The sequence below is a fragment of the Bradyrhizobium sp. 41S5 genome (assembly GCF_011516665.3).
In the GTDB taxonomy this organism is placed as follows: Bacteria; Pseudomonadota; Alphaproteobacteria; order Rhizobiales; family Xanthobacteraceae; genus Bradyrhizobium; species Bradyrhizobium quebecense.
Genome location: NZ_CP083721.1, coordinates 4,135,373 through 4,161,579 on the forward strand (window position 1 = coordinate 4,135,373; position 26,207 = coordinate 4,161,579).

A 26,207-nucleotide genomic window follows, 5' to 3' on the forward strand; every position below is an offset into this window, starting at 1 on the left:
ATGGCCGACACCACTGCTACACCACACCTTTTTGCCGACATGCTGGCGCGCGTGCACGCGATCTGTGCCGCTGTCGCAGCCGAGGACAACTGGCCCGCGGGCATCGATCTGTCCCGCGTCGTTGTCGAGCCGCCGCGCGATGCCAGCCACGGCGACATGGCGACCAATGCCGCGATGGTGCTCGCCAAGGAGGCCAAGGCCAAGCCGCGCGAGCTCGCCGACAAAATCGCCGAGCGGCTTCGTGCCGACGCGCTGGTGGCGTCCGTCGATGTCGCCGGGCCCGGCTTCATCAACCTGACCTTGAAGCCGCAGGTCTGGGCCGACGCGTTGCGCGTCGTGCTGGCCACAGGCTCGGCCTATGGGCGCAGCGACATCGGCAAGGCCGAGAAGGTCAATGTCGAATACGTCTCGGCCAACCCGACCGGGCCGATGCATGTCGGCCACTGCCGCGGCGCCGTGTGCGGCGATGCGCTGTGTAGCCTGCTGCAATTCGCGGGCTTCGACGTCTGCCGCGAATATTACATCAACGATGCCGGCGCCCAGGTCGACGTGCTCGCACGCTCGGCATTCCTGCGTTACCGCGAAGCGTTGGGTCAGGATATCGGCGCGATTCCGGAGGGGCTCTATCCCGGCGACTACCTCGTGCCGGTCGGTGAGGCGCTCGCCAAGGAATATGGCGAGAAGCTGCTCGACATGAGCGAAGCCGCGTGGCTGCCGATCGTGCGCGACAAGGCGATCGCCATGATGATGGAGATGATCAAGGGCGATCTCGCCGCGCTCAACATCCATCACGACGTGTTCTTCTCCGAGCGCTCGCTGATTGCGTCAGGCAACAACAAGGTCGCCGAGACGATCGATTTCCTGCGCGCCAAGGGCGACATCTACGAAGGCCGCCTGCCGCCGCCGAAGGGCAAGCCGGTCGAGGATTATGAAGACCGCGAGCAGTCGCTGTTCCGCGCCACCGCCTACGGCGATGACGTCGATCGTCCGTTGATCAAGTCGGACGGCTCGTACACCTATTTCGCCTCCGACATCGCCAACCACCGCAACAAGTTCGAGCGCGGTTTCACCAACCTGATCGACGTGTTCGGCGCCGATCACGGCGGCTACATCAAGCGGATGCAGGCGGCGGTGAAGGCGGTAACTGCGGGCAAAGCCACGCTCGACGTTAAGATCGTGCAGCTCGTCAAGTTGCTGCGCGACGGCGAGCCGGTGAAGATGTCGAAACGCTCCGGCGAATTCGTCACGCTGCGCGAAGTGGTCGACGAGGTCGGCTCGGACGCGGTCCGGTTCATGATGCTGTTCCGCAAGAACGACGCGGTGCTCGATTTCGACCTCGCCAAGGTGATCGAGCAGTCGAAGGACAATGCCGTCTTCTACGTCCAGTACGGCCACGCCCGCGGCCATTCGATCTTCCGCAATGCGCGGGAGGAGGCGGTTCCCGATCTGCCCGGGACCGACGAGGCCCGGCTGGCCTATCTCCGGAACGCCGCGGTCGAGCGGCTGACCGATCCGGCCGAACTCGACCTGCTCAAGCGGCTTGCGCTCTATCCCCGGATGATCGAAGCCGCCGCGGTGGCACACGAGCCGCACCGAATCGCTTTTTATCTATATGATTTGGCCAGTGAATTTCATGCGCTGTGGACCAAGGGGCGCGATTTGCCCTATTTACGCTTCATTATCAATAATGATGCAGAGATCACGAGGGCGCGACTGGCAATGGTTCAGGGCGTCGTCTCGGTTCTGGCATCGGGCTTAGCTGTTCTAGGCGTCCACGCTCCGACCGAGATGCGGTAGGCAGGGGCATTAGGCTCTCACGAGTGGGGATTTGTGAGGGCATCTGGCAGAGGCCAACTCGTTCGGACCGGCTGTGCCGGCGATCTTGGCGCTGTCCCGAAGGGGATGCATCATCACGATGGCTGATCGATATCAGGACCGACTTTTTTCCACCGACGCGGCACCCAAGGCCGAGAGCGATCCGCTCGCCGAACTGGCCCGGCTGATCGGCCAGACGGATCCATTCGGCGCCGCGAACAAGCCGCCGCCGCGTCCGCTGCAGTCGCGCGCCAATGCGCGGCCGCAACAATATGATCCGCAGGCCGAGGACGAGGATGCGCCGCCTGCGGGCCCGCCGCCCTGGATGCAGCGCGCGCGGCAGGAGACTGTCGCTCCGCCGCCTGTGCGGCACACCGAGTACGAAGAGCCCGAACAGGACTCCCAGCCGAAGCCGGTGCATCCGTTGCACCGCTATGCGGCCCAGCAGGCGCAGCCGCCTGCGCCCGAACCGGTTGCAACCTATCGGCCGGTCGAGCCCCCGCGACAGCCCGAGGCCTTTGACGACGAGCCGCTCTATCAGAGTGGCGATCAGGGCCACGATCCATCGCGCTATGACGATGCGCTTTACGGTCAGCTGGAAGCCGGCGAACAGGATCTGCAGCGCGATCCAGCCTATCCGGACGATCCCTATGCGTATGAGGCCGACGAGGAAGAGCCTGAACCGCGCCGGCGGAGCAGCGGCCTGATGACGATCGCCGCGGTGCTGGCGCTTGGCGTGTTCGGCGTTGGTGGCGCGTACGCCTACCGGACCTATGTCGGCTCGCCCCGCAGCGGTGAGCCGCCGATCATCAAGGCCGACAACACGCCGACCAAGGTGATCCCGGCCCAGGCCGATGCGCCGGCCAAGACGCCGGATCGCATGGCAGCGGGTGACGGCACCGAGAAGATCGTGTCGCGTGAGGAGATGCCGGTCGACGTCAATTCGAAGACCGCCGGACCGCGCGTCGTGTTTCCGCCGCTGAACGCCAATGCGAATCCGCCGTCGGCATCAACCGTGCAGACGGCGCAGCCCGCGCCGCCGCCGATCACCGCGAACGGGACGCTGCCGAACAACGAGCCGCGCAAGATCCGCACGCTCGCCGTCAAGGGCGATTCGCCCGATGGCGCGCAGGCTGCGGCCGCCGTGCCGGCCAAGCCGCCGGCAGTTGCGAAGCCTCCGGTGTCGCGTGGCAACCCGGCTGCGGCCAATGCCAGCGTGAACGCCCCGATGTCGCTGGTCCCTGGCCAGGCTGAGGCCGCTCCGGCCGCGCCTCCGACCCGAGTTGCATCGAACACGACCGCCTCCGTTGGTGGCGGTGGATATCTGGTTCAGGTGTCGTCGCAGAAGAACGAGGCGGACGCGCAATCATCCTATCGGACGCTGCAGGGCAAATATCGCAACGTGCTCGGTTCGCAGCCTTTGGTGGTGAAGCGTGTCGATCTCGGCGAGAGGGGCGTCTACTACCGCGCCTTTGCCGGCCCGTTCGCGTCGTCCGAAGAGGCGAGCCAGCTGTGCCGGAGCCTGATGTCGGCCGGTGGGCCGCAGTGCCTCATCCAAAGAAATTAAAGGCCGTTTCCTTGACCCGGGAGCTGCATACGGCCTAATCGGCCGAATGACGAACCGCGCATTCATCACGGGCGTATCCGGGCTGATCCTCAACGACGCTGAACGCGAATTCCTTCGCGCCGAGCGGCCATGGGGCTTCATCCTGTTCAAGCGCAACATCGAGAGTCCTGCCCAAGTGGCCGCTCTTGTTGGGGAACTAAGGTCTGCGGCCGGCATGGCCGACGCGCCGGTCCTGATCGACCAGGAGGGCGGGCGGGTGCAGCGGCTCGGACCGCCGCATTGGCCGCTCTATCCGCCGGGCGCGAGCTTCAGCGCGCTCTACGACATCGACCCGAAGCTTGGACTTGCGGCGGCCCGACTCAGCTCACGGCTGATTGCGGCCGACCTGATCGATCTCGGAATTACCGTCGATTGCCTGCCGTTGGCCGACGTTCCGGTGGCAGGCGCAGATGCGGTGATCGGCAACCGTGCCTACGGAACCGAGCCGGACAAGGTCGCGACGATCGCCCGTGCCGTCACGGACGGGCTGGAACAGGGCGGCGTGCTGCCGGTTCTCAAGCATATTCCCGGCCATGGCCGCGCCACCGCGGACAGCCATTTCCGCCTCCCGACGGTCGATACCGCCAGAGACGAGCTGGAACGGACCGATTTTGCCGCGTTCCGGCCGCTGGCGGACCTCCCGATGGCGATGACTGCACATGTTGTGTTTAGCGCGCTGGACCCCGTCCATCCGGCAACGACTTCTGCGACAATCGTCGAACAGGTGATTCGCGGCCTGATCGGGTTCCAAGGTTTGTTGATGAGTGATGACGTGTCGATGAATGCGCTGGCCGGATCAATTGCCGAGCGGACCCGCGCCATCGTCAACGCCGGTTGCGACATGGTTCTGCACTGTAACGGCAATATCGACGAAATGCGCGAGGTCGCGCGGGAGACGCCGAAACTGGCCGGCAAGGCGCTTGAGCGGGCCAAGGCGACGCTCGCCGCGCGCAAGCAGCCTGAACCGCTCGACCGGCAGGCGGCACGGGCTGAACTGGATGCGTTATTGAATCGGGTAGGGACGGCATGACCGCTGAAATTCTATCGTTCGAGACCGGGCGGCCGGCCGACCTCGCCGAGAGCGAACCGGCGCTGGTGGTCGACGTCGAGGGCTATGAGGGCCCGCTCGACCTGCTGTTGACGCTGGCGCGGCAGCAGAAGGTCGATCTGTCGAAGATTTCGATCCTTGCGCTCGCCGACCAATATCTGTCGTTCATCGAGGCGGCGCGCAAAATCCGCCTCGAGCTCGCCGCCGACTATCTGGTGATGGCCGCCTGGCTTGCTTTCCTGAAATCGCGGCTCTTGCTGCCCGAGCCGCCGAGCGCGGAGGGGCCGAGCGCCGAGGAAATGGCGACCGCGCTTGCCAACCGGCTGCGCCGTCTGGAAGCGATCCGCGAGGCGGCGAACCGGCTGATGAACCGACCGCAGTTCCAGCGGGATATCTTCCCGCGCGGCAATCCGGAATCGATCGCCGAGATCAAGCATCCGAAGTTCACCGCCACCCTGTACGACCTGCTGTCGGCCTATGCGACGCAGCGCGCGTCGCGCGTACTGACTTCAGTGCATCTGGCGAAGCGGACGGTGTGGTCGCTGGCCGAGGCTCGCGCCTCGCTGGAGCGGCTGGTCGGCCTCGCCGAGGACTGGAGCTGCCTCGACGAGTACCTGATGAACTACGTCGCCGATCCCAAGCAGAAGGCCACGGTATTCGCATCGAGCTTCGCTGCTGCCCTCGAACTGGTTCGCGAGGGCGAGATGGAAATCAACCAGAAGCAGGCGTTCGCGCCGATCTATTTCCGAAAGCGTCAAGCGCAGGCCGCAATGGCTGCGCCGGACCTGTCGGTTGAGTAAGTGGAAGAAGGAGAGCAAGCCCATGGCAAGCTTGGCGGAAGTGCGCAGAGACGAGCCCGAGGAGGAGGTTTCTCCTATGGATCATCCGGTAGCGCGTCCTGAGGAATTGCGGCTCCTTGAAGCCTTGTTGTTCGCATCGGCCGAGCCGATCGATCAGGCAACGCTGGCAAAGCGGATGCCTGACGGCGTCGATATCAAGGTGGCGCTCGCACAGTTGCAGGCGGAATATGCGCCGCGCGGCGTCAACCTGGTTCGGGTCGCCAACAAGTGGACGTTCCGCACCGCCGGCGATCTGTCGTGGCTGATGACGCGCGAGAGCACCGAGACCCGCAAGCTGTCGCGTGCAGCGATCGAGGTGCTGGCGATCGTCGCCTATCACCAGCCGGTGACCCGCGCCGAGATCGAAGAGATTCGCGGCGTGGTCACGTCGAAGGGAACCATCGACGTGCTCCTGGAGACCGGCTGGATCCGGCCGCGCGGCCGCCGCAAGACGCCGGGGCGTCCGTTGACCTTCGGAACCACCGACGCCTTCCTGTCGCAGTTCAGCCTGGAAGCGCTCGGCGATCTGCCGGGACTCGAAGAGCTGAAGGGCACCGGTCTGCTCGACTCGCGCCTGCCGACCGGCTTCTCCGTTCCCTCGCCGTCGGATGATGCGACGCTGCGGGAGGACGAGGAACCGCTCGAGCCCGGGGATACGCTGGAACTGCTACTCGCGCCGGCCGTCGAGCCGGAAGCCGAGGAACCGAACACCGAGAGCGAAGCGGTTGCCGAGGTTGAAGCTGCCGAGGTTGGGACTGCCGAGGTCGAAACCACAGCCGAGGCCGAAACCGACCTCGAAGCGGAAGTTGCCGCCGAAGTGGACGCGGCCGAAACTGACGCGGCCGAAACTGACGCTGGTGAGCCGAGCGAGCACATCGACCACGGGGGCGATCACGACGGCGCCGAGGAGAAGGGCGAATAGCCCGGAATATTCCCGGTTAAGCCTAGCAATATTACGTAGCCGCGACAGCGATTTGCCGCGGCAGAGGTCCTTGTTTTTGCCACCCCGCGGGCCTAACTTCCGGCAAAGTTCAGGCCGGTCCGCCGGCCATTTCTGGAGGGTTGCAGGATGGGTTCGCTGAGCATTTGGCACTGGATCGTCGTGATCGCAGTGGTCCTGCTGCTGTTCGGACGCGGCAAGATTTCGGACCTGATGGGTGACGTCGCCCAAGGCATCAAGGCCTTCAAGAAAGGCATGCAGGACGACGACAAGGTCGCGGACAAGCCGGAGTCCACCAAGGCGATCGACCACAATGCGGCGCCGTCGGCCGCGCGCCAGGATGTCGGCAGCAAGGCCGTCTAGCGCGCTTGCACCGACGCATATTTCGACGTTTTTCTTTGCGCGAAACGGTGACGCCGTCGCCCGGAAGCGCTATGGACGCCGATTGAGAAAAGGCGCCGTCAGCCCCGGATTCTGTCAGGACCGATGGGGCCGATGGCGGCGCGCTTAGGCGGAACAATTCATGTTCGATATCGGGTGGAGTGAACTGGTCGTCATCGCGGTCGTCGCGCTGATTGCCATCGGCCCGAAAGAGCTGCCGGGCGTGCTGCGCATGGTCGGGCAATGGATGGGCAAGGCCCGCAAGATGGCCTCCGAATTCCAGGGCCAGTTCCAGGAAGCCATGCGCGAGGCCGAGATGGCCGACCTCAAGAAGAGTTTTGACGAGGTCAGGGAAGCCGCAACCGGCATCACCAGCGGCAACATCATGACCTCGCTGCACAAGGACGTCAGCGACGCCCTGCAGATCGACAAGCCGGTCGACGCGCAGGTCGCCTCCGCCATCGACGCGCCGGTAACCCCAACAACACCCGCACCACCGACACCGGAGACCTTCGTCGAGGCCGAGACGCACGCTGTCGCTGGCGAGCCGCTCGCGATCACCAGCGAGGTGAAGCCCGAGCCGGCGCCTGTGCCTGCGGAGGACGAGACGCCGCCACAGCCTGACGTGCTCAAGGACGCGAGGGCGTCATGAGCGCCGAAGATATCGAGGCCAGCAAGGCCCCCTTGATGGATCATTTGATCGAGCTGCGCTCGCGGCTGATCAAGGCGCTGCTCGGCTTCGGCGTGGCCTTCATCATCTGCTTCTTCTTCGCCAAGCAGATATTCAACGTCCTGGTCTGGCCCTTCATCTGGGTGGCAGGGCCGGAGAACTCCAAATTCATCTATACCGCGCTGCTCGAATATTTTCTGACGCAGCTCAAGCTCGCTCTATTCGGCGCCGGCTTCATTTCGTTTCCGATCGTCGCGACGCAGATCTACAAATTCGTGGCGCCCGGGCTCTACAAGCATGAGCGCAACGCGTTCCTGCCGTATCTGATCGCGACGCCGGTGTTCTTCGTGCTTGGCGCGATGATGGTCTATTTCGTGGTCTTCCCGATGCTGACCCGCTTTTCGCTCGGCATGCAGCAGTCGGCGGGCACCGAGACGGCGCAGATCCAGTTGCTGCCCAAGGTCGGCGAGTATCTCTCGCTGATGATGTCGCTGATCTTCGCCTTCGGCATCGCATTCCAGCTGCCGGTGATCCTGACACTGCTCGGCCGGATCGGCATCGTCACCTCGAAGATGCTGAAGGAGAAGCGGCGCTACTTCATCGTGATCGCCTTCATCATCGCCGCCGTGCTGACGCCGCCCGATGTGCTGAGCCAGGCCTCGCTCGCGATCCCGCTGCTCTTGCTCTACGAGGGCGCCATCATCGCGGTCGGGATCGTGGAGAAGAAGGCCACTACGTCGGGCGCGCCGTCGGCGACCAATCCGGCCGAGTAGGGCGGTCTTCGCCTCACACTCGGTGTCATACCCCGCGAAGGCGGGGTATCCAGTACACCGCGGCTTCTCGGTGACACGCCGACGCCTCTGGAATACTGGATCACCCGCTTTCGCGGGTGATGACGGTCGTGCTACTGGAAACATGCAACGCAAACGTTGACGTACAACGTTATCTGCAAGCCCGCCGTCAGGACTACCACGCCATGCACGACATCAAAGCGATCCGCGACAACCCGACAGCCTTCGACGCCGGCCTGAAACGCCGCGGACTTGGGGCCCTGTCGCCGTCGCTGCTGGCGATCGACGAGAAGCGGCGTGCGGCAATCTTGGCGTCGGAGCAGGCCCAGGCGCGACGCAATGCGGCCTCGAAGGAGATCGGCGACGCCAAGAAGGCAAAGGACGAGGCGCGCGCGGCCAAGCTGATGGCCGAGGTCGCCGAGCTCAAGACCACGATGCCGGAGCTCGAGGCCGCCGCGAGATCGTTTGACGACGAGCTGACGAAAGAGCTGTCGTCCATTCCAAACTTGCCGCTCGAGGAGGTGCCCGACGGCACCGACGAGCACGGCAACGTCCAGCACCACGTGTTCGGCAAGAAGCGTGATTACGGCTTTGCGCCGAAGCTGCACGACGATCTCGGCACCGCGCTCGGCTATATGGATTTCGAGGCGGCTGCGAAATTGTCCGGCGCCCGTTTCGTCGTGCTGAAGAAGGGACTGGCGCGGCTCGAGCGCGCGATCGGGCAGTTCATGCTCGATTTGCACACCGGCGAGCACGGCTATGCCGAGATCAATCCGCCGCTGCTGGTGCGCGACGCCGTGATGTTCGGCACCGGCCAGTTGCCGAAATTCGAGGACGATCAGTTCTGGGCAATCAAGGGCGAATTGCTCTCGGCGCCGAATGCCGATCTGCGCAGCGAGCGCCTGGGACTGATTCCGACCGCGGAAGTCTCGCTGACCAACCTCGCGCGCGAATCCATCCTCGACGAAAAAGAGCTGCCGATGCGGCTCACCGCGCTGACGCCGTGCTTCCGCGCCGAAGCTGGAGCTGCGGGACGCGATACGCGCGGCATGATCCGGCAGCACCAATTCACGAAGGTCGAGTTGGTGTCGATCACGACGCCGGAAGCCAGCAAGGATGAGCTCGAGCGCATGCTGTCCTGCGCCGAACAGGTGTTGCAGAAGCTCGATTTGCATTATCGGGTGATGACGCTGTGCGCCGGCGACATGGGCTTCTCCGCGCAAAAGACCTACGACATCGAGGTGTGGATGCCGGGGCAGGGCGATGGCGGTGCCTATCGCGAGATTTCGAGCTGCTCGGTGTGCGGGGATTTCCAGGCGCGTCGCATGGACGCGCGCTATCGCGGCCCCGACGGCAAGCCGCGCTTCGTGCATACGCTGAATGGCTCCGGCACGGCGGTCGGGCGCGCCCTGATCGCTGTGATGGAGACCTATCAGCAGCAGGATGGCTCGATCGCGGTGCCCGATGTGCTGCAGCCCTATATGGGCGGGCTCAAAGTCATCGAGCACGGCATGTGAGGCGAGGGCCAGTGTGATGCCGCTCCACCGTGACATCCACTGGCTTGGTCGACAATGGGCCGTTACGGGTCACGGTCTGCAGCTGATCAATCAGAAGCAGATGGGCTATTACGACATCGAGGCCGCGCGCCTGTGGGAAGCCCGCGTAACCGAGGTGCAATCGAAAGTCTGGATCGACAGGCCCGATTTCGACAGGGCGCTGGGGATCGCGCGCGGCAAGTTCGCCTATTTGGCGCCGGCCGATCTGCCCGCCCCCCCAGCCGTCGCGCCGCCTCCGGTCCGGGCCACGCCGCCGGCCTTGCCCCGGGCTCCGCTTGACGCGGAATCGGTGCCCTCGATCGAGGAGCTGCTGGCGAGGCTGAAATCGAAATCGGCTGCGGCCGCGCTCGTCGCAAAGCCGGCCGAGGCGGCGCCCGCGCCGCCGCCCGGACCCGAATCGCCCAAGGTTGAATCGTCCAAGGCCGAAGCTCCCAAACCTGAAGCTGCCCAGGTCGAACCCGCCAAAGCTGAACCTGCGAAGACGGAGCCCCTCAAGTCCGAGGCACTCACGTCTGATATGCGACAGGCCCCGCCGGCCAAGAAGCACGAAGCGCCAACGCTGGCGCCGGTTGTTGCGGTTGTCCGGCGGCCAGCCTTACCGGCCTGGCCGGTGTTCGACAGCAAGATCGCCGGCAGTGGCAGATTCGTGCATCCGTGGCGCGTCACGGCGGCGCGATGGCACGGACGGGGTTTGCCTCCGCGGCCCTAGCCGGTTAAGACGGCAATCAGCTCAAGACACCGCAATTCAAGAAACCCGCGTGGAATCGGAACAAGAGGCACTTTGACGGATGCGAATTCTCTGCACCAATGATGACGGCATCCACGCCCCCGGCCTGCAGGTCGTCGAGCAGATCGCGCGCTCATTGTCGGACGACGTCTGGATCGTCGCCCCCGAGCTCGACCAGTCCGGCGTCTCGCATTCGCTGTCGCTCAACGATCCGTTGCGTCTGCGCGAAGTGGGACCGCGTCACTTCGCGGTGCGCGGCACGCCGACCGATTGCGTCATCATGGGCGCGCGCCACATTCTCGGTGACAAGCTGCCCGATCTCGTGCTGAGCGGCGTCAACAAGGGTCGTAACGTCGCCGAGGACGTGGTCTATTCCGGCACCATCGCCGGCGCGCTGGAAGGCACCATCCTGGGCTTTCCGTCGTTTGCGTTGTCGCAAGAATTTTCGATCGAGACGCGCCACGCGCCGCTGTGGGACACCGCGCTGAAATTCGGACCCGACATCATCCGCAAGGTGATCGGCGCAGGCGTTCCCCGGAACACCGTCATCAATGTCAACTTCCCGTCCTGCATGCCCGACGACGTCAAGGGCATCCGGATCACGCGGCAGGGCAAGCGCAATCAGGGTTTCCTGAAGATCGATCGCCGTCACGACGGACGCGGCAATCCGTATTTCTGGATCGGCTTCGAGCGCGCGGCGATGATGGATGCGCCGGCCGACGGCACCGATCTCGCCGCGCTTGCCGCGCGCTACGTCTCGGTGACGCCGCTGCGGCTCGACCGCACCGATGAAGCATTTTCGGAAGCGCTGATCGCGACGTTGAAGTGATCCCGTGAGATCTGTAGCCCGGATGAAGCACAGCGAAATCCGGAGAAATCCTTAACGCATAGAGAGCGGTCCCGGATTTCGCTTCGCTGCGTCCGGGCTACGAATGCGGGTGAGGTTTAAACCGGCGCGCCCTTCATCGCGCTGGAGATCGCCTGCGCCAGCGTTTCCAGCTGGAAGGGCTTTTGCAGCGCCGGACGATCGCGATACTCCGGAGGCAGGCCGGACGAGCCATAACCGGTCGCGAAGATGAAGGGGCGGTTGCGGGCGTTGATCAGCTCGGCGACCGGGGTGATCACCTTGCCATTGACGTTGACGTCCAGGATCGCGAGGTCGAATTCGGTCGATTGCGCGAGCTTGACCGCTTCGCCGATCTCGCCGGCCTCGGCCGCGACGCTATGGCCGAGCTCTTCCAGCATGTCGGCGACCATCATCCGGATCATGACCTCGTCCTCGACGAGGAAAACTGAACAGCCCGCCGGCCGTGTCGCTGTCATGATGGAATCCCTGCCCGTCCCTGAAATAGGCTCGCAAATAACACTATAAGGCGCAACGCAAACGTTTGGGAATTAGTCGGTTTCCAGCGCGCGCCGCTGCGTCGCCGGATCGACCTGACTGACGCGTTGCGCGGGATTCGTCTAGTCTCCGACCGGGTGCAAACCGTACAACTAAGGCCCCCGCGCCCGGGCGTTCACCGCGCGTCGCTATCGACTATATGGGAAGCTGCTGCGTCGGCGCCAACACCAAATCGGGCTGCCGGTTCCTGGTCGGGAACAAAAGGTGACGGGAAATTTTTCCTTAACGCGGTATTTCGGATTTCAATGGCATCAAGCCCGAGCAAGATTCCGCGCTGCCGCCCAGAGATGCTGATGAACATGGCCGTGAAGCCCGATCCGACCGAGAAGATGATGTTTCAGCTTACCCTGCGGCGGCGAGGGGTCAGCGATCAGGCGGTTTTGCGCACCATGGAGGAGGTGCCGCGCGAGGTGTTCGTCGATCCGCGCGACCGCAACGAAGCCTACCGCGACAGTGCGCTTGGGATCGCCTGCGGGCAGACCATCAGCCAGCCTTTCGTCGTGGCCTACATGACCGAGCAGCTGCAGCTGCAGAAGGACCACCGCGCGCTCGAGATCGGCACCGGCTCGGGCTATCAGGCGGCCGTGCTGTCCCGGCTGTGCAAGCAGGTTCTGACCATCGAGCGCTACCGGACGCTGGCCGACGGTGCCCGCAAGCGCCTCGAAAAGCTCGGTTATTACAACATCGAGGTGCTGCTCGGCGACGGCTTCGACGTCCCGGCGGGGGCCGGCGATTTCGACCGCATCATCGTCACCGCGGCGATGGAGCAGATCCCGGAGAAGCTGCTGGAGCGGCTCGATCCCGGCGGCATCCTGATCGCCCCGGTCGGGCCACATCAGGGCACCCAGACCCTGGTCCGCGTGGTGCGGACGCAGAGCGGCTTCGACCGCAAGGAATTGGTCGACGTCCGCTTTGTGCCGGCGCTGCCAGGAATCGCCCGCGAATTGTAGATTTGGCGATTTGCTGCTTGGCGCCAACGCCTTATTCGCAGGGTTAAGCGGTTATTTACTCGCGACGTGTTTACTCAAAACAGTCTTTTGTTGCGTACGAGTGAGTAACCATGTCTGGGGTTGTTGAGTTGCTTCGCTCGCGTCGCGTACCGCAGGTTGCGGTGCTGACGCTGATGTCCATGGCTTTTGCCGGTTGCAGCGCCGACATGTCGTCGCGCTTCTCGCAAAACTCCTACTCGCAAAATCCGTTTGCGTTTGATCCGCAGCCGACCGGCACCGTGCAGGCACAGCCGCCGCGCGAGCTGCCACAATACGCACGGCCACGCACCCAACCGCAATATTCACAGTACCAGTCACAGCCGTTGCCGCCGCCGGTTGCGGCACCGCAGTCCTACCCGGTCGCCAACGCTGGCGTCTCCGGAGGAGGGCGCGGGCTTTCGTCCTACACGCCGCCGCCGGCGCGCCCGCAGATCGAAGCCACCGGCACCGTTCCGCATTCGGTCGCCGCCGCGCATGCCGGACATAGCGGCACGACCATCATCGTCGGCACCAGCGATACGCTCGAAGTGCTGGCGCGCCGCTACAACGTCTCGACCGCCGAGATCCTGCGCGCCAATGGCTACAAGGGACCACGCGCGCTGTCGCCCGGCCAGCAGCTGGTCATTCCGCGCCCGATGGCCGCCGCAGCAGCACCGGCGATGGTCACGCCGGCGATGCGGCCCGTTGCCGTGGCTGCGGCGCCTGCCGGCGTCCACTACGTCAATCGCGGCGACACGCTGCATAGCATCGCGCGCCAGCACCACATTCCCGTGGCCGAGCTTGCCCGCGCCAACAATCTCGATCAGTCGGCCCGGCTCAGCCTCGGCATGAAGCTGGTGGTGCCTGGCGCCAAGACTGCGATGGCGGCTCCGGCGCCGGTTGCGCAAGGCGTTGCTGCCGCACCGGTTGCAGCTGCTCCGGCACCGGCCATGGCGGCCCCGAAGGTCGTCGCGACAGCGCTGCCGCAGCAGAGCGCGCGGCTGGTTCAGCCGACCGCGACCGTCGAACAGCCGATGGCCGCCGCAGAAGCGCCCGTTGTCACCAAGTCGAGCGAAGCCACCGGCGCATTGCCGACGTTCCGCTGGCCGGTGCGCGGCAAGGTCATCACGGCCTACGGCTCGAAGACCAACGGCAAGGTCAACGACGGCATCAACGTCGCGGTGCCCGAAGGCACACCGGTGAAGGCGGCGGAGGACGGCGTCGTCGCCTATTCGGGCAATGAGCTAAAGGGCTACGGCAATCTCGTGCTGGTTCGCCATTCCAACGGCTACGTCACCGCCTATGCCCATACGAGCGAAATTCTGGTGAAGCGCGGCGACACCATCAAGCGCGGCCAGGTGATCGCCAAGTCGGGCCAGTCGGGCGAGGCCGGCTCGCCGCAGCTCCACTTCGAAATTCGCAAGGGATCGTCTCCGGTCGATCCGCTCCAGTTCCTCAACGGCGCGTAGGTTGCGCGCCGGGACTTCCAAGTCTCACAACAAAGACAACGGGGGAGGCGCAAGCCTCCCCCGTTTTGTTTTGCGCAAATGCTGCCGCGATCAGTTGCCGCTCAGCCGCACGCCGAGCCGGCCGGCGAGTTCCTGCGTGTACTGCCAGGCGACGCGGCCGGAGCGCGAGCCGCGGGTGGTCGACCATTCGAGCGCCTCGCGCTCGAGTTCGCCCTCGGCGATCTTGATGCCGTAATGGTCGCAATAGCCTTTCACCATCGCTAGGTACTCGTCCTGGCTGCAGCGGTGGAAGCCGAGCCAGAGGCCGAAGCGATCCGACAGCGACACCTTCTCTTCGACCGCTTCGCCCGGATTGATCGCGGTCGAGCGCTCGTTCTCGATCATCTCGCGCGCCAAGAGATGCCGCCGGTTCGAGGTCGCATAGAGGATGACGTTCTCCGGACGTCCCTCGATACCGCCTTCCAGCACCGCCTTGAGCGATTTGTAGGAGGCGTCGTTGCCGTCGAAGGAGAGGTCGTCGCAGAACACGATGAAGCGGAACGAGGAGCTGCGCAGGAGCTCCATCAGGCCGGGCAGGCTCTCGATGTCCTCGCGGTGGATCTCGATCAGCTTCAGCCGGTCGGCCGGCTTGCGGTCGACATTGAGGCTGGCATGCGTCGCCTTGACCAGTGACGACTTGCCCATGCCGCGGGCGCCCCACAGCAGCGCATTGTTGGCGGGCAGTCCGTTGGCGAAGCGCTCGGTATTCTCCATCAGGATATCGCGCATCCGGTCGACGCCCTTGAGCAGGCCGATCTCGACGCGGCTGACGCGCGGCACCGGGGCAAGGCGGCCGTCCGGATGCCAGACAAAGGCGTCCGCGGCACCGAACGACTCGGCCGGATCGGGGGCCGGGGAGGCGGCCGCAAGGCGGCTCGCAATGGTCTCCAGGGCGTTCGCGATCCGCTCGGCAGTGGCGCCGTCGAGCGGCATTACCGGGCGTTTTGTCGCGGCGTCTGCGGCACGCTTGGCGGCAGCTTGAGGGGCGGTTTTGCGGGCTGATTTACTGGTGGTTTTGCTGGTGGATTTCTTGGCTTTTTTCGGCATTTGTCCAGTTCCTGACGGCGCAGCCTTATCGGGCTGGCGGCAGTCCCGCAAGCGCCCTAAATGAAGGTCCGTTAACGTTGCAATTGGGACCGCGGCCGCTATAGTCCGCGCGAATTTGTCCGGACCGCCATACCGCCCCGAATCCGAGGGCACTGCCGGTTCTTTCCCGTCTTATCCGAGGATCGTCCGAATGCTGATTACTCCTGCGTTTGCTCAGGCTGGAGCTGGCACTGATACCAACAGCATGTTGATGTCGCTGCTGCCATTCGCGCTGATCTTCGTCATCATGTACTTCCTGATTCTGCGCCCGCAGCAGCGGAAGGTGCGCGACCATGCCGACCTCGTGAAGAACATCCGCCGCGGCGACACCGTGGTGACCTCGGGCGGCCTCGTCGGCAAGGTGACCAAGGTGGTCGACGACGACCAGATCGAGTTCGAGATTTCGGACGGCGTCCGCGTGCGTCAGATGCGCCAGATGATTTCCGGCGTGCGGGCCAAGGGTGAGCCGGCGAAGGGCGATACCAAGGACGAGGCGTCCGCGAGCTGATTGCCGCGGAGCCTTTTGCCGAATCTGACAGGTCAATTCGATGTTGTATTTCACGCGGTGGCGAGCGCTGGGGATTATCCTGACAGCGCTGGTGGTCTGCCTGTGCGCCGTGCCCAATTTCTTCCCCGAGGCGCAGGTCAAGACCTGGCCGGCCTGGGCGCAGCGGCGCCTCGTCCTCGGCCTCGATTTGCAGGGCGGCTCGTATCTGCTGCTCGAGGTCGACGCCAATTATGTGAAGAAGGAAAAGCTCGAACAGGTTCGCGACGACACAAGGAAGGCGCTGCGTGACGCCCGGATCGGCTTCACCGGAGGCATCGCGATCCGCAACGACGCCGTGGAGGCCCGGATCGCCAAGGAGGCCGACGTTCCGGCCGCGTTGGCGAAACTTCGCGAGATCGCACAGCCGATCGGCGGCTTGCTCGGCTCCGGCGGCCAGCGCGATGTCGATGTGACGGATGCGGGAGGCGGCTTGATCCGCCTGACCGTGTCGCAGCCGGCGATGATCGAGCGGATGCGCAAGACCATCGAGCAGTCGATCCAGATCGTCGAGCGCCGCGTCAACGAACTCGGCACCGTCGAGCCCTTGATCCAGCGTCAGGGCACCGACCGCATCCTGGTGCAGGTGCCGGGCCTGCAGGACCCGACGCATCTGAAGGAGCTGCTCGGCAAGACCGCGAAGATGGAATTCCGCATGGTCGACACCACGGCGTCGCCCGATCAGGCCACGGTGCCGGCGGACTCGGAGCGGCTCGTGAGCGCGTCGCCGCCACCGGTTCCGTACATTGTGAAGAAGCAGGTCCTGGTTTCCGGAAGTGAACTCTCGGATGCCCAACCCGGCTTTGACCAGCGTACCGGCGAGGCGATCGTCAGCTTCAAGTTCAATACCTCGGGCGCGCGCAAATTCGCTCAGGCGACCGCCGATAACGTCGGCCAGCCGTTTGCGATCGTGCTCGACAACAAGGTGATCTCGGCGCCCGTGATTCGCGAGCCGATCACCGGCGGACAGGGCCAGATCTCCGGCAGCTTCACGGTGCAGTCGGCCAACGATCTGGCGATCCTGATGCGCGCCGGCGCGTTGCCGGCGCCGCTGACGGTGGTCGAGGAGCGCACCGTCGGTCCCGGCCTCGGCCAGGACTCGATTGAAAAGGGCGAGCTTGCGGCCTATGTCGGCTCGATCCTGGTCATCGTGTTCATGCTGATCACCTACCGGCTGTTCGGTGTGTTCGCCAACATCGCCGTGGCCATCAATGTCGCCATGATCTTCGGGCTGCTGTCTCTGCTCAACGCCACGCTGACCTTGCCCGGCATCGCCGGCATCGTGCTGACGGTCGGTATCGCGGTCGACTCCAACGTGCTGATCTACGAGCGCATCCGCGAGGAATTGCGCGGCGGCCGCAACGCGATCTCGGCGATCGACGCCGGCTTCAAGCGGGCGCTGGCGACCATCCTCGATTCCAACATCACCACCTTCATCGCTGCCGCCGTGCTGTTCTACATCGGCACCGGACCGGTGCGCGGCTTTGCCGTGACGCTCGGCATCGGCATCATCACCACGGTGTTCACCGCCTTTACCCTGACGCGCCTGATTGTCGCGGCGTGGGTGCGGTGGAAGCGGCCGCAAACTGTGCCGATCTGAGAGGCCTATTGTGACTCATACCGTTCTCATTGGCCTTGGCATCCTGATTGCCGTGCTGACCGTGGTCGCGGCGCTCGGGCTGATGCCGGCGCTGCGCATCGTGCCCGACGACACGCATTTCGACTTCACGCGCTTTCGCCGCATCAGCTTCCCCATCTCGGCGCTGCTTTCGATCCTGGCCATTACGCTGTTCTTCACCCACGGCCTGAATTTCGGCATCGACTTCAAGGGCGGTACACTGCTGGAGGTACGGGCCAAGTCCGGCACCGCCGACATTGCCGCGATGCGCACGACCTTGAATGGTCTTGGCCTCGGCGAGGTGCAGTTGCAGCAGTTCGGAGGTCCGGCCGAAGTCCTGATCCGCGTCGCCGAGCAACCCGGCGGTGATCAGGCGCAACAGGACGCCGTGACGAAGGTTCGCGGCGCGCTCGGCGATTCCGTCGACTACCGCCGCGTCGAAGTGGTGGGACCGCGCGTCTCCGGCGAATTGCTCGCCTACGGCATGCTCGGCCTGATGCTCGCGATCGTCGGCATCCTGATCTATCTCTGGTTCCGGTTCGAGTGGCAGTTCGCGCTCGGCGCCATGATCGCCAACGTCCACGACATCGTGCTGACGATCGGCTTCATGTCGATCACCCAGGTCGACTTCGATCTCACCAGCATCGCGGCGCTGCTGACGATTCTCGGCTACTCGCTCAACGACACCGTCGTCATCTACGACCGTATCCGCGAGATGCTGCGGCGCTACAAGAAGATGCCGATGCCGCAACTGCTGAATGAATCGATCAACTCGACGCTGTCGCGCTCGATCATCACCCACGTCACCGTGACCTTGGCGCTGCTCGCGCTGCTGCTGTTCGGCGGCCAGGCGATTCACAGCTTCACCGCCGTCATGATGTTCGGCGTGGTGCTGGTCGGCACCTACACCTCGATCTTCATCGCGGCACCGATCCTGATCTATCTCGGCGTCGGCACCACGAGGCGCGACGCCGCCGACGATGAATCGGAGAAGAAGCCGAACGCGGCAGCCAAGAAGTAGCTGGTCATGAGCAACTCCTCGGACGCTCCCCATCTTCCGAGGTCGGCGCCGATCGAGGCCTACGGCAAGGGCGGCTTCGCGTTTGCCGATATGTCGCACCGCGGCTCGCTGCTGTGCCTGCCCGATGCGATCTGGGCCTGGCCGGTCACCAGGCCGCAGGAGATCGACGAATACGCGCTGCAAAAGGTATTCGCAGCCGCCAATGCGATCGATACGCTGATCGTCGGGACCGGCACCGAGGTCTGGGTGCCGCCGAAGGGCCTGCGCGAGGCTCTGCGCGCAGTCCGGGTGGTGCTCGACCCGATGCAGACGGGCCCCGCGATCCGCACCTACAACATCATGCTGGGCGAGCGGCGTCGCGTCGCGGCGGCGCTGATCGCGGTGCCATGAGCACGACGGAGGCGCCGACCGACGGCGCGGCGTTCTGCGCCGATCTGGTACGGACCCATGACTTCGTGCGCTACGCGTCGACCTTGTTCATGCCGGGTCCGGAGCGCCGGGCGCTGCTCGCGATCTACGCCTTCAACATCGAGGTCTCGCGCGTGCACGAGCAGGTCAGCCAGCCGCTGCCCGGCGAGATCCGGCTGCAATGGTGGACCGACATGCTGGCCGGCGCCGGACACGGCGGCGTCGAAGGCAATCCGGTCGCGGCAGAACTGCTGTATGCGATCCGCAATCACCGTCTGCCGGTCTCGCCGTTCTCGCTCCTGGTCGAGGAGCATCAGTTCGATCTCTACAACGACCCGATGCCGTCGCTGGCCGCGCTCGAGGGCTACCTCGACGCCACGGCATCGACGCTGTTCGCGCAGGCCACGCGCGTGGTGGCGCGGCCATCGGAGGCGATCGATCACCTGGCCCGTCATGCCGGCCTTGCCCAGGGCATGGCCCAGGTCATCGCGGCGCTGGGCCGCGACGCCTCGCGGCAGCAGCTGTTTCTGCCGCTGCCGCTGCTGCAGCAGCACGGCAGCAGCAAGGAGGAGGTGTTTGCCGGCAAGCCGACGCCGAACATCCGTGCTGCGATCGATCAGCTTGCTGACGAGGCTCAGGGTCATATCAAGACCGCATTCGGGCTGCTTGCGGATGTGCCGTCCGGCGTGAGGCCGATCTTCCTGCCGCTCGCTCACATCAGGCGCGAGCTGAACCGGGTGAGGAGGGCCGACTACGATCCGTTCCTGCCGAAGCCGGTGTCACGCCTGCGCACGCTCTGGACGTTGTGGCGCGCTGCGCGCACCGAAGAGTTCGGTCGCTAGCTCTGTTCCTTCGAGATGTGCTTGGTGAAGATCCGGATCGTCGCGCCTTTGACCACCGGGCTGTTGTCAAAGATGTCGGATGCGATCATCTCGATCGCGTCGCGCAGCGCAATGAACTGCGCCTGCCGGGCCAGGCTAGGTGTTCCGCGCGTGCCAGCCAATTCGTCCATTGCGGCGTCGCTGATCTGACATTCAATTTCCTGATCGCCGTGCATCATGGTGAATCCGAACGCCAGGCGTTCGGAATCATATCCCCCGATACGGCCACGGGTGAGTGGCATTAAGCTTGTCCCTTGAGCGCGCTAGCCCCCACAAGATTGGCGCTTCGAGCTGCGTTTGTCGAGAGTGCGCGCGCTTCAGCGCACCGGCCGATCCATCTCGGCAACTTCGAAATTGAAGCGGTCGCGCAAATTCTTGCGTTGCTCGAGGATGTCCTTCAGGAACTTGCGATCGGCGTCGCTGCGCATCATCGGCTCGATCAGGTCGATCTGGTTCATGGCGACGAGCTGCAGGATTTCGGTACGCGGCTTGCCGGCCGCATCGCGCGGCAATGCATGCACGATCTGGATGTGTTCCGGCGGCTTGACGCCCTTGGCTGCGGCAAGCTCGTTGCGCAGGGTCTTTTCCAGTGCGGACTGGTCGGCCTCGACGAAGGCGTAGAGCCCTACGCCGACGCGCCGGTCGGCAAAGGCGACGATCGCGGTGTCGCGGACGTCAGGATTCCTGCGGATCAAATCGACCAGCACCGGCGCGTCGTTGACCAGCCGCCGGCCGCCGCCCTCGCGGTCGGTGAAATTGAAGATGCCGCGGGTGATCGCCTGATAGACCTTCTTGCCGGTCTTGAGCCAGACGCTGGCGACCGCCGACTTCTTCGCGAGCACCTTGCGCTCCTTCGGCGTCAACGCCTCCGGCGCGTAGCTGCGCTTGTGCTTCAACAGATGCCGCAGATCCTCATAGGCTGCGATGCGGAACAGCCGGCTTCGGCTCTTGAAGCAGGCAGCAAGCTGGAAGTCGGTGAGGTAGGCGCGGCCATCGCGGCCGACCAGCCAGTTCTGCTCCTTGGCGAGGTCGTTGTGGCAGATGCCGGCGCGATGCAGCTTGCGCAATGCGGCCTTGGCGGAGCGGAAATAGGCGGCGTCGCCATGCGGCTTCGCCAGATGCAGCGCCGCGCCGTCGATGAAGCCGCGCACCAGCGCGCGCCTGCCTGCCCACAGCAGCTTGGGGCCGACGTCAAGATCGCGCGCCAGGGTCAAGGCGCGGCGTTCGCGCGAGAACAGATGCAGCGCCACGGCGAACGACCAGAACGGCACCTGATCGAGCCGGCGCAGCACGCCCTCAACCTCGCCATCATCGGTCCGGAAACGGCCGCGCTCGACCGTCGAGAACACGTCACGCTTGAGCAGCACGCCCTGGCTCCATCGCGCCGACAGGGTGGCGTCGTCGTCTTTCGGCAAGCTCATGACTGTCAGGCCGCTGCCGCAACGCGCAGGTGCTCCGCGATCCAGTGGTCGAGGTCGACGAGTGCCCGCGCGCTGATGGCCTGTTTCTTGGCGACCGTCTTCTCGTTACCGCGCAGCCGCGAGCCGTCCGGCTTCTTGGTCGGAGGGCTGGCCAGCGGCGGGAACAGACCGAAATTGATGTTCATCGGCTGGAACGAGCGTGCACCGGCGTCGATCGTCTCGATATGGCCACCGGTGATGTGGCCGAGCAGCGCGCCGAGCGCGGTGGTGGCGGGGGGTGGCGTCAGCGCCGCGCCGCGCATGTCGGCGGCAGCGCAGAGGCCCGCGATCAGGCCGACGCTGGCCGACTCGACGTAACCCTCGCAGCCCGTCATCTGGCCGGCGAAACGCAGCCGCGGCTGCGCGCGCAGGCGCAGTTGGCTATCGAGCAGTTTCGGCGAATTCAGGAAGGTGTTGCGATGCAGGCCGCCGAGGCGGGCGAACTCCGCGTTCTCGAGGCCCGGGATGGTGCGGAACACGCGCTGCTGCGCGCCATGTTTCAGCTTGGTCTGGAAACCGACGATGTTGTAGAGCGTGCCGAGCTTGTTGTCCTGCCGCAGCTGGACGATCGCATATGCCTTGACCGTCGGATTGTGCGGATTGGTCAATCCCACCGGCTTCATCGGCCCGTGGCGCAGCGTCTCGTGGCCGCGCTCGGCCATCACCTCGACCGGCAGGCAGCCGTCGAAATAGGGCGTGTTGGTCTCCCAATCCTTGAAGTCGACCTTCTCGCCGTCGAGCAGCGCCGCGACGAAGGCGTCATATTGCTCCTTGGTCATCGGGCAGTTGATGTAATCGGCGCCGGTGCCGCCGGGACCGACCTTGTCGTAGCGCGACTGAAACCAGGCCACCGACATGTCGATGGAATCCTTGTGCACGATCGGTGCGATCGCATCGAAGAACGCCAGCGCGTTCTCGTCGGTGAGCTGCCTGATGGCGTCGGCGAGCGGCGCCGAGGTAAGGGGGCCGGTGGCGACGATCACGTTGCCCCAGTCGGCCGGCGGCAGGCCCGCGACTTCCTCGCGGCTGATCTCGATCAGCGGATGTTCGTTCAGCGCTTTGGTGACGGCAGCGGAAAAGCCATCGCGGTCGACCGCCAGCGCGCCGCCGGCGGGCACCTGGTTGGCATCGGCCGCACGCATGATGAGGGAGCCCAGCCGCCGCATCTCGGCATGCAGCAGCCCGACCGCGTTGCTGGCGGCATCGTCGGAACGGAAGGAATTCGAGCAGACCAGTTCGGCGCAGCCTTCGGTCCGATGCGCCTCGGTCATTCGGTGCGGGCGCATTTCATGCAGGACGGCACGGACGCCGGAATTGGCAACCTGCCAGGCGGCTTCCGAGCCGGCGAGCCCCGCGCCCACGATGTGGACGGTTTGGGAAGAGGATTGATGCGGTGTCATCGCGCAGCGTTAGCGCGTTTCGAGATCATGTGCATCTGAAACCGCACCAGAAACGAGAACGCCCGCTGTGGAAGCGGGCGTTATCCGTTCGTCAGATGGCTTACGGCCGATTAGCCGTTGTAGGTACCGGCGGCAACGCGCGGAATGTCCGAGCGGTCGAGGCCGATATCGGCCAGTTCACGATCGCTGAGCTGGGACAGTTCGCTGACATTGCGCTGATAATCCCGGAAAGCCTGGATCATGCGGATGAGCGAGAGCAACATGGTAGTCTCCTAGTAATTCAGATTCAGCTTTTCAAAAGCCTCATCGTTGAAGTGAATATAGATGATATGGTGCGGCGCAGTAGTTCCAATGGTGCGATGCAGCTAGACCCAAAACGCATGGCGCGGGTAAGTTTCAATTAACCGTTTGGCGCTTGGCGAGCGGGCCTGTAAACGAAGGTTCCGCCGACACAGGGAGGAGCGAAAAAATATTTTTCAAATCAATTGGTTGGTTGGCTCTTTGTGCGCCAGATCAGGTTGGATACGTGGTAATTAATGACCGCCAAATCAAGTTTCTTCGCGCCTTCGCTCGCCGGATCACGGCGATGTGTTCCATGCGTGATTCGCATGCGACAAGCTGACATTAGAATGATTATTAGTTCATATGTTAGCGTGAGCGCCCCTGAATGGGCAGAGCGTCAATCAGCCGCATTGACGCGAGAGGTAATTCGGTGCGTCCGCCGTGCGGATCTCCGTCACGTCCGGCGTGTCGCGCGGAAGATGCTGAGGATTATCGGAAGTGCATTTCGATTGAAGCGAACGTTGGCAGCAAGGCTAATGCCCCGCCGCTTCCTTACCGACATGTAATCGAAACACTATGCAACGCATGCGCGATCCGCGTGCAGCGCCGATCACATTCGTATCGCGCGAAGTTCATTCTGAATGGTGCCGGCAACAGCGAATAATTGCGCAGCAGATTCCGCAATCACGCAGGGATCTGTCCAAGAACAAGAGATGGATCATCCCATGATTAAAACATTCATCGCCGCAGCCACCATGGCTGCCACTGCGTATGCTGTCGCTGCTCCGGCCCAGGCCGCTCATCATCATATGGGCGTCGGTTGCAGCGGTGCCAATTTCGGCAAGACTGAAGCTGCCGTCGAAGCTATGGCTGACAATGAGGTCAAATTCGCGGCGGAGAAGGAAGTCTCGCTCGCGCAGGACGCGATGCTGAACAACAAGTGGGGCGCATGCGGCGAGCACCTCAGCAAGGCTGCTGAATCCAGCATGGCAAAGTAAGCTTTTGATCATGGCGATAAGGGCCGATTGCCTGGGGCAATCGGCCCTTTTTAATTCAGCCCGAGCACGAGCAGTGCTGATCGAAGCAGAGCCGACACGCGGGCTTCTTGCCGCCACGCAATTTCGCCGCGCTACGGAGCCTTGGCGAGCTGGGTCGCGAAGTAGCCGATCGTCTTGGCGTATACCTCGCTCTTGTTCCATTGCTGGATGACCGCGAAATTCTCGCTGCCGGGCTCCCAGCCCTTGCCCTTCTTCCAGCCGTAGCTCTTCAGGAAGTTCGCCGTCGAGGCCAGCACGTCAGGCACGTTGTGCAAGAGGTCGCGCTTGCCGTTGCCGTCGAAGTCGACCGCGAACTTGATGTAGGACGACGGCATGAACTGGGTCTGGCCGATCTCGCCGGCCCAGGCGCCGCGCATCTCCTGCGGCGCGAGATCACCACGCTCGACGATGCGCAACGCATCCATCAGCTCGGCCTTGAACATGTCGGAGCGGCGGCAATCATAGGCCAGCGTCGCCAGCGAGCGCATGGTCGGAAACTTGCCGGTGTTGACGCCGAAATCGGTCTCCAGCCCCCAGATCGCGACCAGGATTTCACCGGGTACGCCGTAGGCCTCCTCGATTCGCGACAGCGCCGATCCGTAGCGCTTCATCATGTCGGAGCCGCGATTGAGGCGCGGCGGCACCATCCGACCCGAGAACTGCTCGAAGGTCTGGCTGAACACCTGCTGCGAATGGTCGCGCGCCAGGATAGCCTTGTCCTGCGTGACGCCATTCAACCCGGCCTGGATCGCGTTCTGCGAAATGCCCTTCGTCACGGCCTCTTTCTTGAAATCGTCGAGCCAGGACTCGAACGTGCCCGTGCCGCATTGGGCGGCGAGCGCAGAAACCGTCGAGGTCAAGAGCCACGCCCCGACGGCGAGCGTGTGAAAGGAAAAGCGCGAGGTCATTGGCAATTTCACTCCGGAGTCGGCGATGACATCGATTGGTCGCGAAACCCGGCGGGTATGTTCGCGGCAACAGCGGCCAAAACATGGCTCGTGATCGAGCCGTTTATCTCAGGCAGGTGTTGCAAATGCCACGCCAATTTCACCCCCATTTGACGATCCGGAACGACAAACCGCCGGCCGAATGTAATCGGCCGGCGGTTGCTTTGGCGTTTACGCATTCGGGATGACGGGCGCTTAGCCGCGATCGCTGCGCCGCCACGGGAACAGGTTGGCCGGGAAGTCGGCGGCGGGCTTGCGCTCACGCGGCTCGGGGATCACCGGCCGTGCGTTCGGATCCTTTACGATGACCTCGCGATAGAGATGCCAGGTGGCGTGACCGAGCAGGGGGATCACGACGGCGAGCCCGAGGAAGAACGGGATCGTGCCCAGCACCAGCAGCACCGCGACGATCAGGCCCCAAGCCGCCATCGGCACCGGGTTCTGTGCGACGGCGCGCATCGACGTCACCATGGCTTCGCCGGCGGTTGCCTGGCGGTCGAGCATCATGGGGAATGCGACCACGCTGATGCACAGCGCGACGAGCGCGAACAGGAAGCCGACGCCGCAACCGACCACGATCAGCCACCAGCCTTGCGGGGTGGTCAGCACGCGCTCGGCAAAATCGGGAATGTTGGCCGCGACCTGATAGCCGAACACCGCAGTGTAGATCGCCTGCGCGGTGGCGATCCAGGTCACGAACAGTGCAAACAGCAACGTTCCGACCCCGAGCATCGCGCCGAATGACGGCGAGCGGAATACCTGTATGGCGTCCCATGCGGATGCCTCACCGCCGTCCTCGCGGCGGCGGCTCATCTCGTACAGGCCGATCGCGGCGAACGGGCCGAGCAGGGCAAAGCCCGCGGCCAGCGGAAACAGCAGAGGCAGCACGGAATAGCCGTGCACGGTGCGCGCAAGCACGATGCCGAGCACGGGATAGATCAGGCAAAGGATAATGGCGTGGCTTGGTACTGCCTTGAAATCTTCCCAGCCGAGACGCAGCGCTTGATGCAAATCGGACAGGCCGATGGTGCGGATAACCGGCGCAGGCGCGGGGCCTTGTCCGCTCTGCGTCATCGATGTGACATTGCCTTGGTATGGCGCGGCCATGGTGTTGTCTCCCTCGGGCCGGCGCATTCTGCGCCCGGCGCGCGGGCACAAACGTACCGCCTCTTGAAGCGATCACGAGCAAGCCAGACGCGAAAGACAGAGCAGGGAACTGGCCGTGTCGCGAACTGTTGAGTGAGGGTACTCCCAAACCGCGCCAAAAGCACT

27 protein-coding genes and 1 pseudogene are annotated in these 26,207 nt (G+C 64.2%); 19 read left to right on the forward strand and 9 right to left on the reverse strand.

The window, feature by feature from the left end; translation table 11 throughout:
• The 11 genes and pseudogenes from argS to surE all read left to right on the forward strand — a co-directional run bounded on the left by argS (window position 1) and on the right by surE (window position 11,202).
• Window positions 1-1,797 carry an arginine--tRNA ligase gene (argS, locus tag HAP47_RS19645; protein ID WP_173643443.1) on the forward strand — a complete coding sequence of 599 codons (1,797 nt, stop codon included), beginning with the start codon at window positions 1-3 and terminating at the stop codon, window positions 1,795-1,797.
• A gap of 118 nt (window positions 1,798-1,915) precedes the next feature.
• The gene (locus HAP47_RS19650) at window positions 1,916-3,382 is read left to right on the forward strand and encodes an SPOR domain-containing protein (RefSeq protein WP_173643444.1); all 1,467 of its coding nucleotides are present in this window, start codon (window positions 1,916-1,918) and stop codon (window positions 3,380-3,382) included.
• 46 nt (window positions 3,383-3,428) lie between these two features.
• Window positions 3,429-4,451 carry a beta-N-acetylhexosaminidase gene (gene nagZ, locus HAP47_RS19655; RefSeq protein ID WP_173643445.1) on the forward strand — a complete coding sequence of 341 codons (1,023 nt, stop codon included), beginning with the start codon at window positions 3,429-3,431 and terminating at the stop codon, window positions 4,449-4,451.
• Complete coding sequence (locus HAP47_RS19660; RefSeq protein ID WP_173643446.1) at window positions 4,448-5,269, forward strand: segregation and condensation protein A; 822 nt, start codon at window positions 4,448-4,450, stop codon at window positions 5,267-5,269. The genes nagZ and HAP47_RS19660 overlap by 4 nt, the downstream gene beginning before the upstream one ends.
• A 22-nt stretch (window positions 5,270-5,291) precedes the next feature.
• Window positions 5,292-6,185 (forward strand): annotated as a pseudogene (gene scpB / locus HAP47_RS19665) (SMC-Scp complex subunit ScpB); the annotation flags it as partial.
• 192 nt (window positions 6,186-6,377) lie between these two features.
• On the forward strand, window positions 6,378-6,611 hold the full coding sequence (locus tag HAP47_RS19670) for a twin-arginine translocase TatA/TatE family subunit (RefSeq protein WP_050400528.1): 234 nt from the start codon (window positions 6,378-6,380) through the stop codon (window positions 6,609-6,611).
• 160 nt (window positions 6,612-6,771) lie between these two features.
• Window positions 6,772-7,281 carry a Sec-independent protein translocase protein TatB gene (tatB, locus tag HAP47_RS19675; protein WP_173643448.1) on the forward strand — a complete coding sequence of 170 codons (510 nt, stop codon included), beginning with the start codon at window positions 6,772-6,774 and terminating at the stop codon, window positions 7,279-7,281.
• Complete coding sequence (gene tatC / locus HAP47_RS19680; RefSeq protein ID WP_173643449.1) at window positions 7,278-8,072, forward strand: twin-arginine translocase subunit TatC; 795 nt, start codon at window positions 7,278-7,280, stop codon at window positions 8,070-8,072. The genes tatB and tatC overlap by 4 nt, the downstream gene beginning before the upstream one ends.
• 203 nt (window positions 8,073-8,275) lie before the next feature.
• Window positions 8,276-9,607, forward strand: a complete 1,332-nt coding sequence (serS, locus tag HAP47_RS19685; protein ID WP_173643450.1) for a serine--tRNA ligase — start codon at window positions 8,276-8,278, stop codon at window positions 9,605-9,607.
• Between the two features lie 13 nt (window positions 9,608-9,620).
• Window positions 9,621-10,355 (forward strand): hypothetical protein, encoded by a 735-nt coding sequence (locus HAP47_RS19690; RefSeq protein ID WP_231168937.1) that lies wholly within the window; start codon window positions 9,621-9,623, stop codon window positions 10,353-10,355.
• A 79-nt stretch (window positions 10,356-10,434) separates the two neighbouring features.
• Window positions 10,435-11,202, forward strand: a complete 768-nt coding sequence (gene surE / locus HAP47_RS19695; RefSeq protein ID WP_173643452.1) for a 5'/3'-nucleotidase SurE — start codon at window positions 10,435-10,437, stop codon at window positions 11,200-11,202.
• Window positions 11,203-11,318: 116 nt separating this feature from the next.
• Here the strand turns inward: surE and HAP47_RS19700 are convergent, their stop codons facing one another.
• Together HAP47_RS19700 and HAP47_RS19705 are read right to left on the reverse strand one after the other, a co-directional pair.
• Entirely contained in the window at window positions 11,319-11,696 is a 378-nt protein-coding gene (locus HAP47_RS19700) for a response regulator (RefSeq protein WP_173643453.1), read from the reverse strand.
• 194 nt (window positions 11,697-11,890) lie between these two features.
• A complete protein-coding gene (locus tag HAP47_RS19705; RefSeq protein WP_173643454.1) occupies window positions 11,891-12,076 on the reverse strand; it encodes a hypothetical protein in 186 nt (61 codons plus the stop codon).
• Here HAP47_RS19705 and HAP47_RS19710 point away from each other — a divergent pair.
• Window positions 12,069-12,725: a protein-L-isoaspartate(D-aspartate) O-methyltransferase gene (locus HAP47_RS19710; RefSeq protein ID WP_173643455.1), complete on the forward strand. Its 657-nt coding sequence runs from the start codon at window positions 12,069-12,071 to the stop codon at window positions 12,723-12,725. The genes HAP47_RS19705 and HAP47_RS19710 overlap by 8 nt on opposite strands.
• A gap of 110 nt (window positions 12,726-12,835) precedes the next feature.
• The gene (locus HAP47_RS19715; protein ID WP_173643456.1) at window positions 12,836-14,212 is read left to right on the forward strand and encodes a LysM peptidoglycan-binding domain-containing M23 family metallopeptidase; all 1,377 of its coding nucleotides are present in this window, start codon (window positions 12,836-12,838) and stop codon (window positions 14,210-14,212) included.
• A gap of 90 nt (window positions 14,213-14,302) precedes the next feature.
• Here HAP47_RS19715 and HAP47_RS19720 read toward each other — a convergent pair whose 3' ends face one another.
• A complete protein-coding gene (locus HAP47_RS19720; protein ID WP_173643457.1) occupies window positions 14,303-15,298 on the reverse strand; it encodes an ATP-binding protein in 996 nt (331 codons plus the stop codon).
• A 190-nt stretch (window positions 15,299-15,488) separates the two neighbouring features.
• Here HAP47_RS19720 and yajC point away from each other — a divergent pair, with 190 nt between their 5' ends.
• Genes yajC through HAP47_RS19745 form a run of 5 tightly spaced genes read left to right on the forward strand, consistent with a single transcriptional unit; the run spans window position 15,489 to window position 19,770 of the window.
• Window positions 15,489-15,845 carry a preprotein translocase subunit YajC gene (gene yajC / locus HAP47_RS19725; protein WP_173643458.1) on the forward strand — a complete coding sequence of 119 codons (357 nt, stop codon included), beginning with the start codon at window positions 15,489-15,491 and terminating at the stop codon, window positions 15,843-15,845.
• Window positions 15,846-15,885: 40 nt separating this feature from the next.
• Complete coding sequence (gene secD / locus HAP47_RS19730; protein WP_173643459.1) at window positions 15,886-17,481, forward strand: protein translocase subunit SecD; 1,596 nt, start codon at window positions 15,886-15,888, stop codon at window positions 17,479-17,481.
• 10 nt (window positions 17,482-17,491) lie between these two features.
• Window positions 17,492-18,520 (forward strand): protein translocase subunit SecF, encoded by a 1,029-nt coding sequence (secF, locus tag HAP47_RS19735; protein WP_092114012.1) that lies wholly within the window; start codon window positions 17,492-17,494, stop codon window positions 18,518-18,520.
• Window positions 18,521-18,526: 6 nt separating this feature from the next.
• Window positions 18,527-18,910, forward strand: a complete 384-nt coding sequence (locus tag HAP47_RS19740) for an Mth938-like domain-containing protein (RefSeq protein WP_173643460.1) — start codon at window positions 18,527-18,529, stop codon at window positions 18,908-18,910.
• Window positions 18,907-19,770: a phytoene/squalene synthase family protein gene (locus HAP47_RS19745; RefSeq protein WP_173643461.1), complete on the forward strand. Its 864-nt coding sequence runs from the start codon at window positions 18,907-18,909 to the stop codon at window positions 19,768-19,770. The genes HAP47_RS19740 and HAP47_RS19745 overlap by 4 nt, the downstream gene beginning before the upstream one ends.
• Here HAP47_RS19745 and HAP47_RS19750 read toward each other — a convergent pair.
• The 4 genes from HAP47_RS19750 to HAP47_RS19765 all read right to left on the reverse strand — a co-directional run bounded on the left by HAP47_RS19750 (window position 19,767) and on the right by HAP47_RS19765 (window position 22,932).
• Window positions 19,767-20,051, reverse strand: coding sequence for a DUF1488 family protein (locus HAP47_RS19750; protein ID WP_173643462.1), 285 nt, complete (start codon window positions 20,049-20,051; stop codon window positions 19,767-19,769). The two genes, HAP47_RS19745 and HAP47_RS19750, sit on opposite strands and share 4 nt — an antisense overlap.
• A gap of 75 nt (window positions 20,052-20,126) precedes the next feature.
• Window positions 20,127-21,230, reverse strand: a complete 1,104-nt coding sequence (locus HAP47_RS19755) for a serine/threonine protein kinase (protein WP_173643463.1) — start codon at window positions 21,228-21,230, stop codon at window positions 20,127-20,129.
• Between the two features lie 5 nt (window positions 21,231-21,235).
• Window positions 21,236-22,669, reverse strand: a complete 1,434-nt coding sequence (trmFO, locus tag HAP47_RS19760) for a methylenetetrahydrofolate--tRNA-(uracil(54)-C(5))-methyltransferase (FADH(2)-oxidizing) TrmFO (protein WP_173643464.1) — start codon at window positions 22,667-22,669, stop codon at window positions 21,236-21,238.
• Window positions 22,670-22,779: 110 nt separating this feature from the next.
• Entirely contained in the window at window positions 22,780-22,932 is a 153-nt protein-coding gene (locus tag HAP47_RS19765; protein WP_016846063.1) for a DUF1127 domain-containing protein, read from the reverse strand.
• Window positions 22,933-23,676: 744 nt separating this feature from the next.
• Here HAP47_RS19765 and HAP47_RS19770 point away from each other — a divergent pair.
• Complete coding sequence (locus HAP47_RS19770) at window positions 23,677-23,949, forward strand: hypothetical protein (RefSeq protein WP_371821795.1); 273 nt, start codon at window positions 23,677-23,679, stop codon at window positions 23,947-23,949.
• A 131-nt stretch (window positions 23,950-24,080) separates the two neighbouring features.
• Here HAP47_RS19770 and HAP47_RS19775 read toward each other — a convergent pair whose 3' ends face one another.
• Both HAP47_RS19775 and HAP47_RS19780 read right to left on the reverse strand, forming a co-directional pair.
• Entirely contained in the window at window positions 24,081-24,896 is an 816-nt protein-coding gene (locus HAP47_RS19775; RefSeq protein ID WP_173643466.1) for a lytic murein transglycosylase, read from the reverse strand.
• A 234-nt stretch (window positions 24,897-25,130) separates the two neighbouring features.
• Window positions 25,131-26,042, reverse strand: a complete 912-nt coding sequence (locus HAP47_RS19780; RefSeq protein WP_173643467.1) for a DUF2189 domain-containing protein — start codon at window positions 26,040-26,042, stop codon at window positions 25,131-25,133.
• Between the last annotated feature and the right edge of the window lie 165 nt (window positions 26,043-26,207).

Coding starts and splice junctions, on each gene's coding strand:
- HAP47_RS19720 (WP_173643457.1), bottom strand. CDS start 15,298: ATGCCGAAAAAAGCCAAGAAATCCACCAGCAAAACCACCAGTAAATCA.
- HAP47_RS19755 (WP_173643463.1), bottom strand. CDS start 21,230: ATGAGCTTGCCGAAAGACGACGACGCCACCCTGTCGGCGCGATGGAGC.
- serS (WP_173643450.1), top strand. CDS start 8,276: ATGCACGACATCAAAGCGATCCGCGACAACCCGACAGCCTTCGACGCC.
- HAP47_RS19710 (WP_173643455.1), top strand. CDS start 12,069: ATGAACATGGCCGTGAAGCCCGATCCGACCGAGAAGATGATGTTTCAG.
- tatC (WP_173643449.1), top strand. CDS start 7,278: ATGAGCGCCGAAGATATCGAGGCCAGCAAGGCCCCCTTGATGGATCAT.
- yajC (WP_173643458.1), top strand. CDS start 15,489: ATGCTGATTACTCCTGCGTTTGCTCAGGCTGGAGCTGGCACTGATACC.
- HAP47_RS19715 (WP_173643456.1), top strand. CDS start 12,836: ATGTCTGGGGTTGTTGAGTTGCTTCGCTCGCGTCGCGTACCGCAGGTT.
- HAP47_RS19700 (WP_173643453.1), bottom strand. CDS start 11,696: ATGACAGCGACACGGCCGGCGGGCTGTTCAGTTTTCCTCGTCGAGGAC.
- HAP47_RS19650 (WP_173643444.1), top strand. CDS start 1,916: ATGGCTGATCGATATCAGGACCGACTTTTTTCCACCGACGCGGCACCC.
- HAP47_RS19770 (WP_371821795.1), top strand. CDS start 23,677: ATGATTAAAACATTCATCGCCGCAGCCACCATGGCTGCCACTGCGTAT.
- HAP47_RS19775 (WP_173643466.1), bottom strand. CDS start 24,896: ATGACCTCGCGCTTTTCCTTTCACACGCTCGCCGTCGGGGCGTGGCTC.
- argS (WP_173643443.1), top strand. CDS start 1: ATGGCCGACACCACTGCTACACCACACCTTTTTGCCGACATGCTGGCG.
- HAP47_RS19745 (WP_173643461.1), top strand. CDS start 18,907: ATGAGCACGACGGAGGCGCCGACCGACGGCGCGGCGTTCTGCGCCGAT.
- trmFO (WP_173643464.1), bottom strand. CDS start 22,669: ATGACACCGCATCAATCCTCTTCCCAAACCGTCCACATCGTGGGCGCG.
- nagZ (WP_173643445.1), top strand. CDS start 3,429: ATGACGAACCGCGCATTCATCACGGGCGTATCCGGGCTGATCCTCAAC.
- HAP47_RS19705 (WP_173643454.1), bottom strand. CDS start 12,076: ATGTTCATCAGCATCTCTGGGCGGCAGCGCGGAATCTTGCTCGGGCTT.
- surE (WP_173643452.1), top strand. CDS start 10,435: ATGCGAATTCTCTGCACCAATGATGACGGCATCCACGCCCCCGGCCTG.
- HAP47_RS19740 (WP_173643460.1), top strand. CDS start 18,527: ATGAGCAACTCCTCGGACGCTCCCCATCTTCCGAGGTCGGCGCCGATC.
- HAP47_RS19765 (WP_016846063.1), bottom strand. CDS start 22,932: ATGTTGCTCTCGCTCATCCGCATGATCCAGGCTTTCCGGGATTATCAG.
- secD (WP_173643459.1), top strand. CDS start 15,886: ATGTTGTATTTCACGCGGTGGCGAGCGCTGGGGATTATCCTGACAGCG.
- tatB (WP_173643448.1), top strand. CDS start 6,772: ATGTTCGATATCGGGTGGAGTGAACTGGTCGTCATCGCGGTCGTCGCG.
- HAP47_RS19660 (WP_173643446.1), top strand. CDS start 4,448: ATGACCGCTGAAATTCTATCGTTCGAGACCGGGCGGCCGGCCGACCTC.
- HAP47_RS19780 (WP_173643467.1), bottom strand. CDS start 26,042: ATGGCCGCGCCATACCAAGGCAATGTCACATCGATGACGCAGAGCGGA.
- HAP47_RS19670 (WP_050400528.1), top strand. CDS start 6,378: ATGGGTTCGCTGAGCATTTGGCACTGGATCGTCGTGATCGCAGTGGTC.
- HAP47_RS19750 (WP_173643462.1), bottom strand. CDS start 20,051: ATGCCACTCACCCGTGGCCGTATCGGGGGATATGATTCCGAACGCCTG.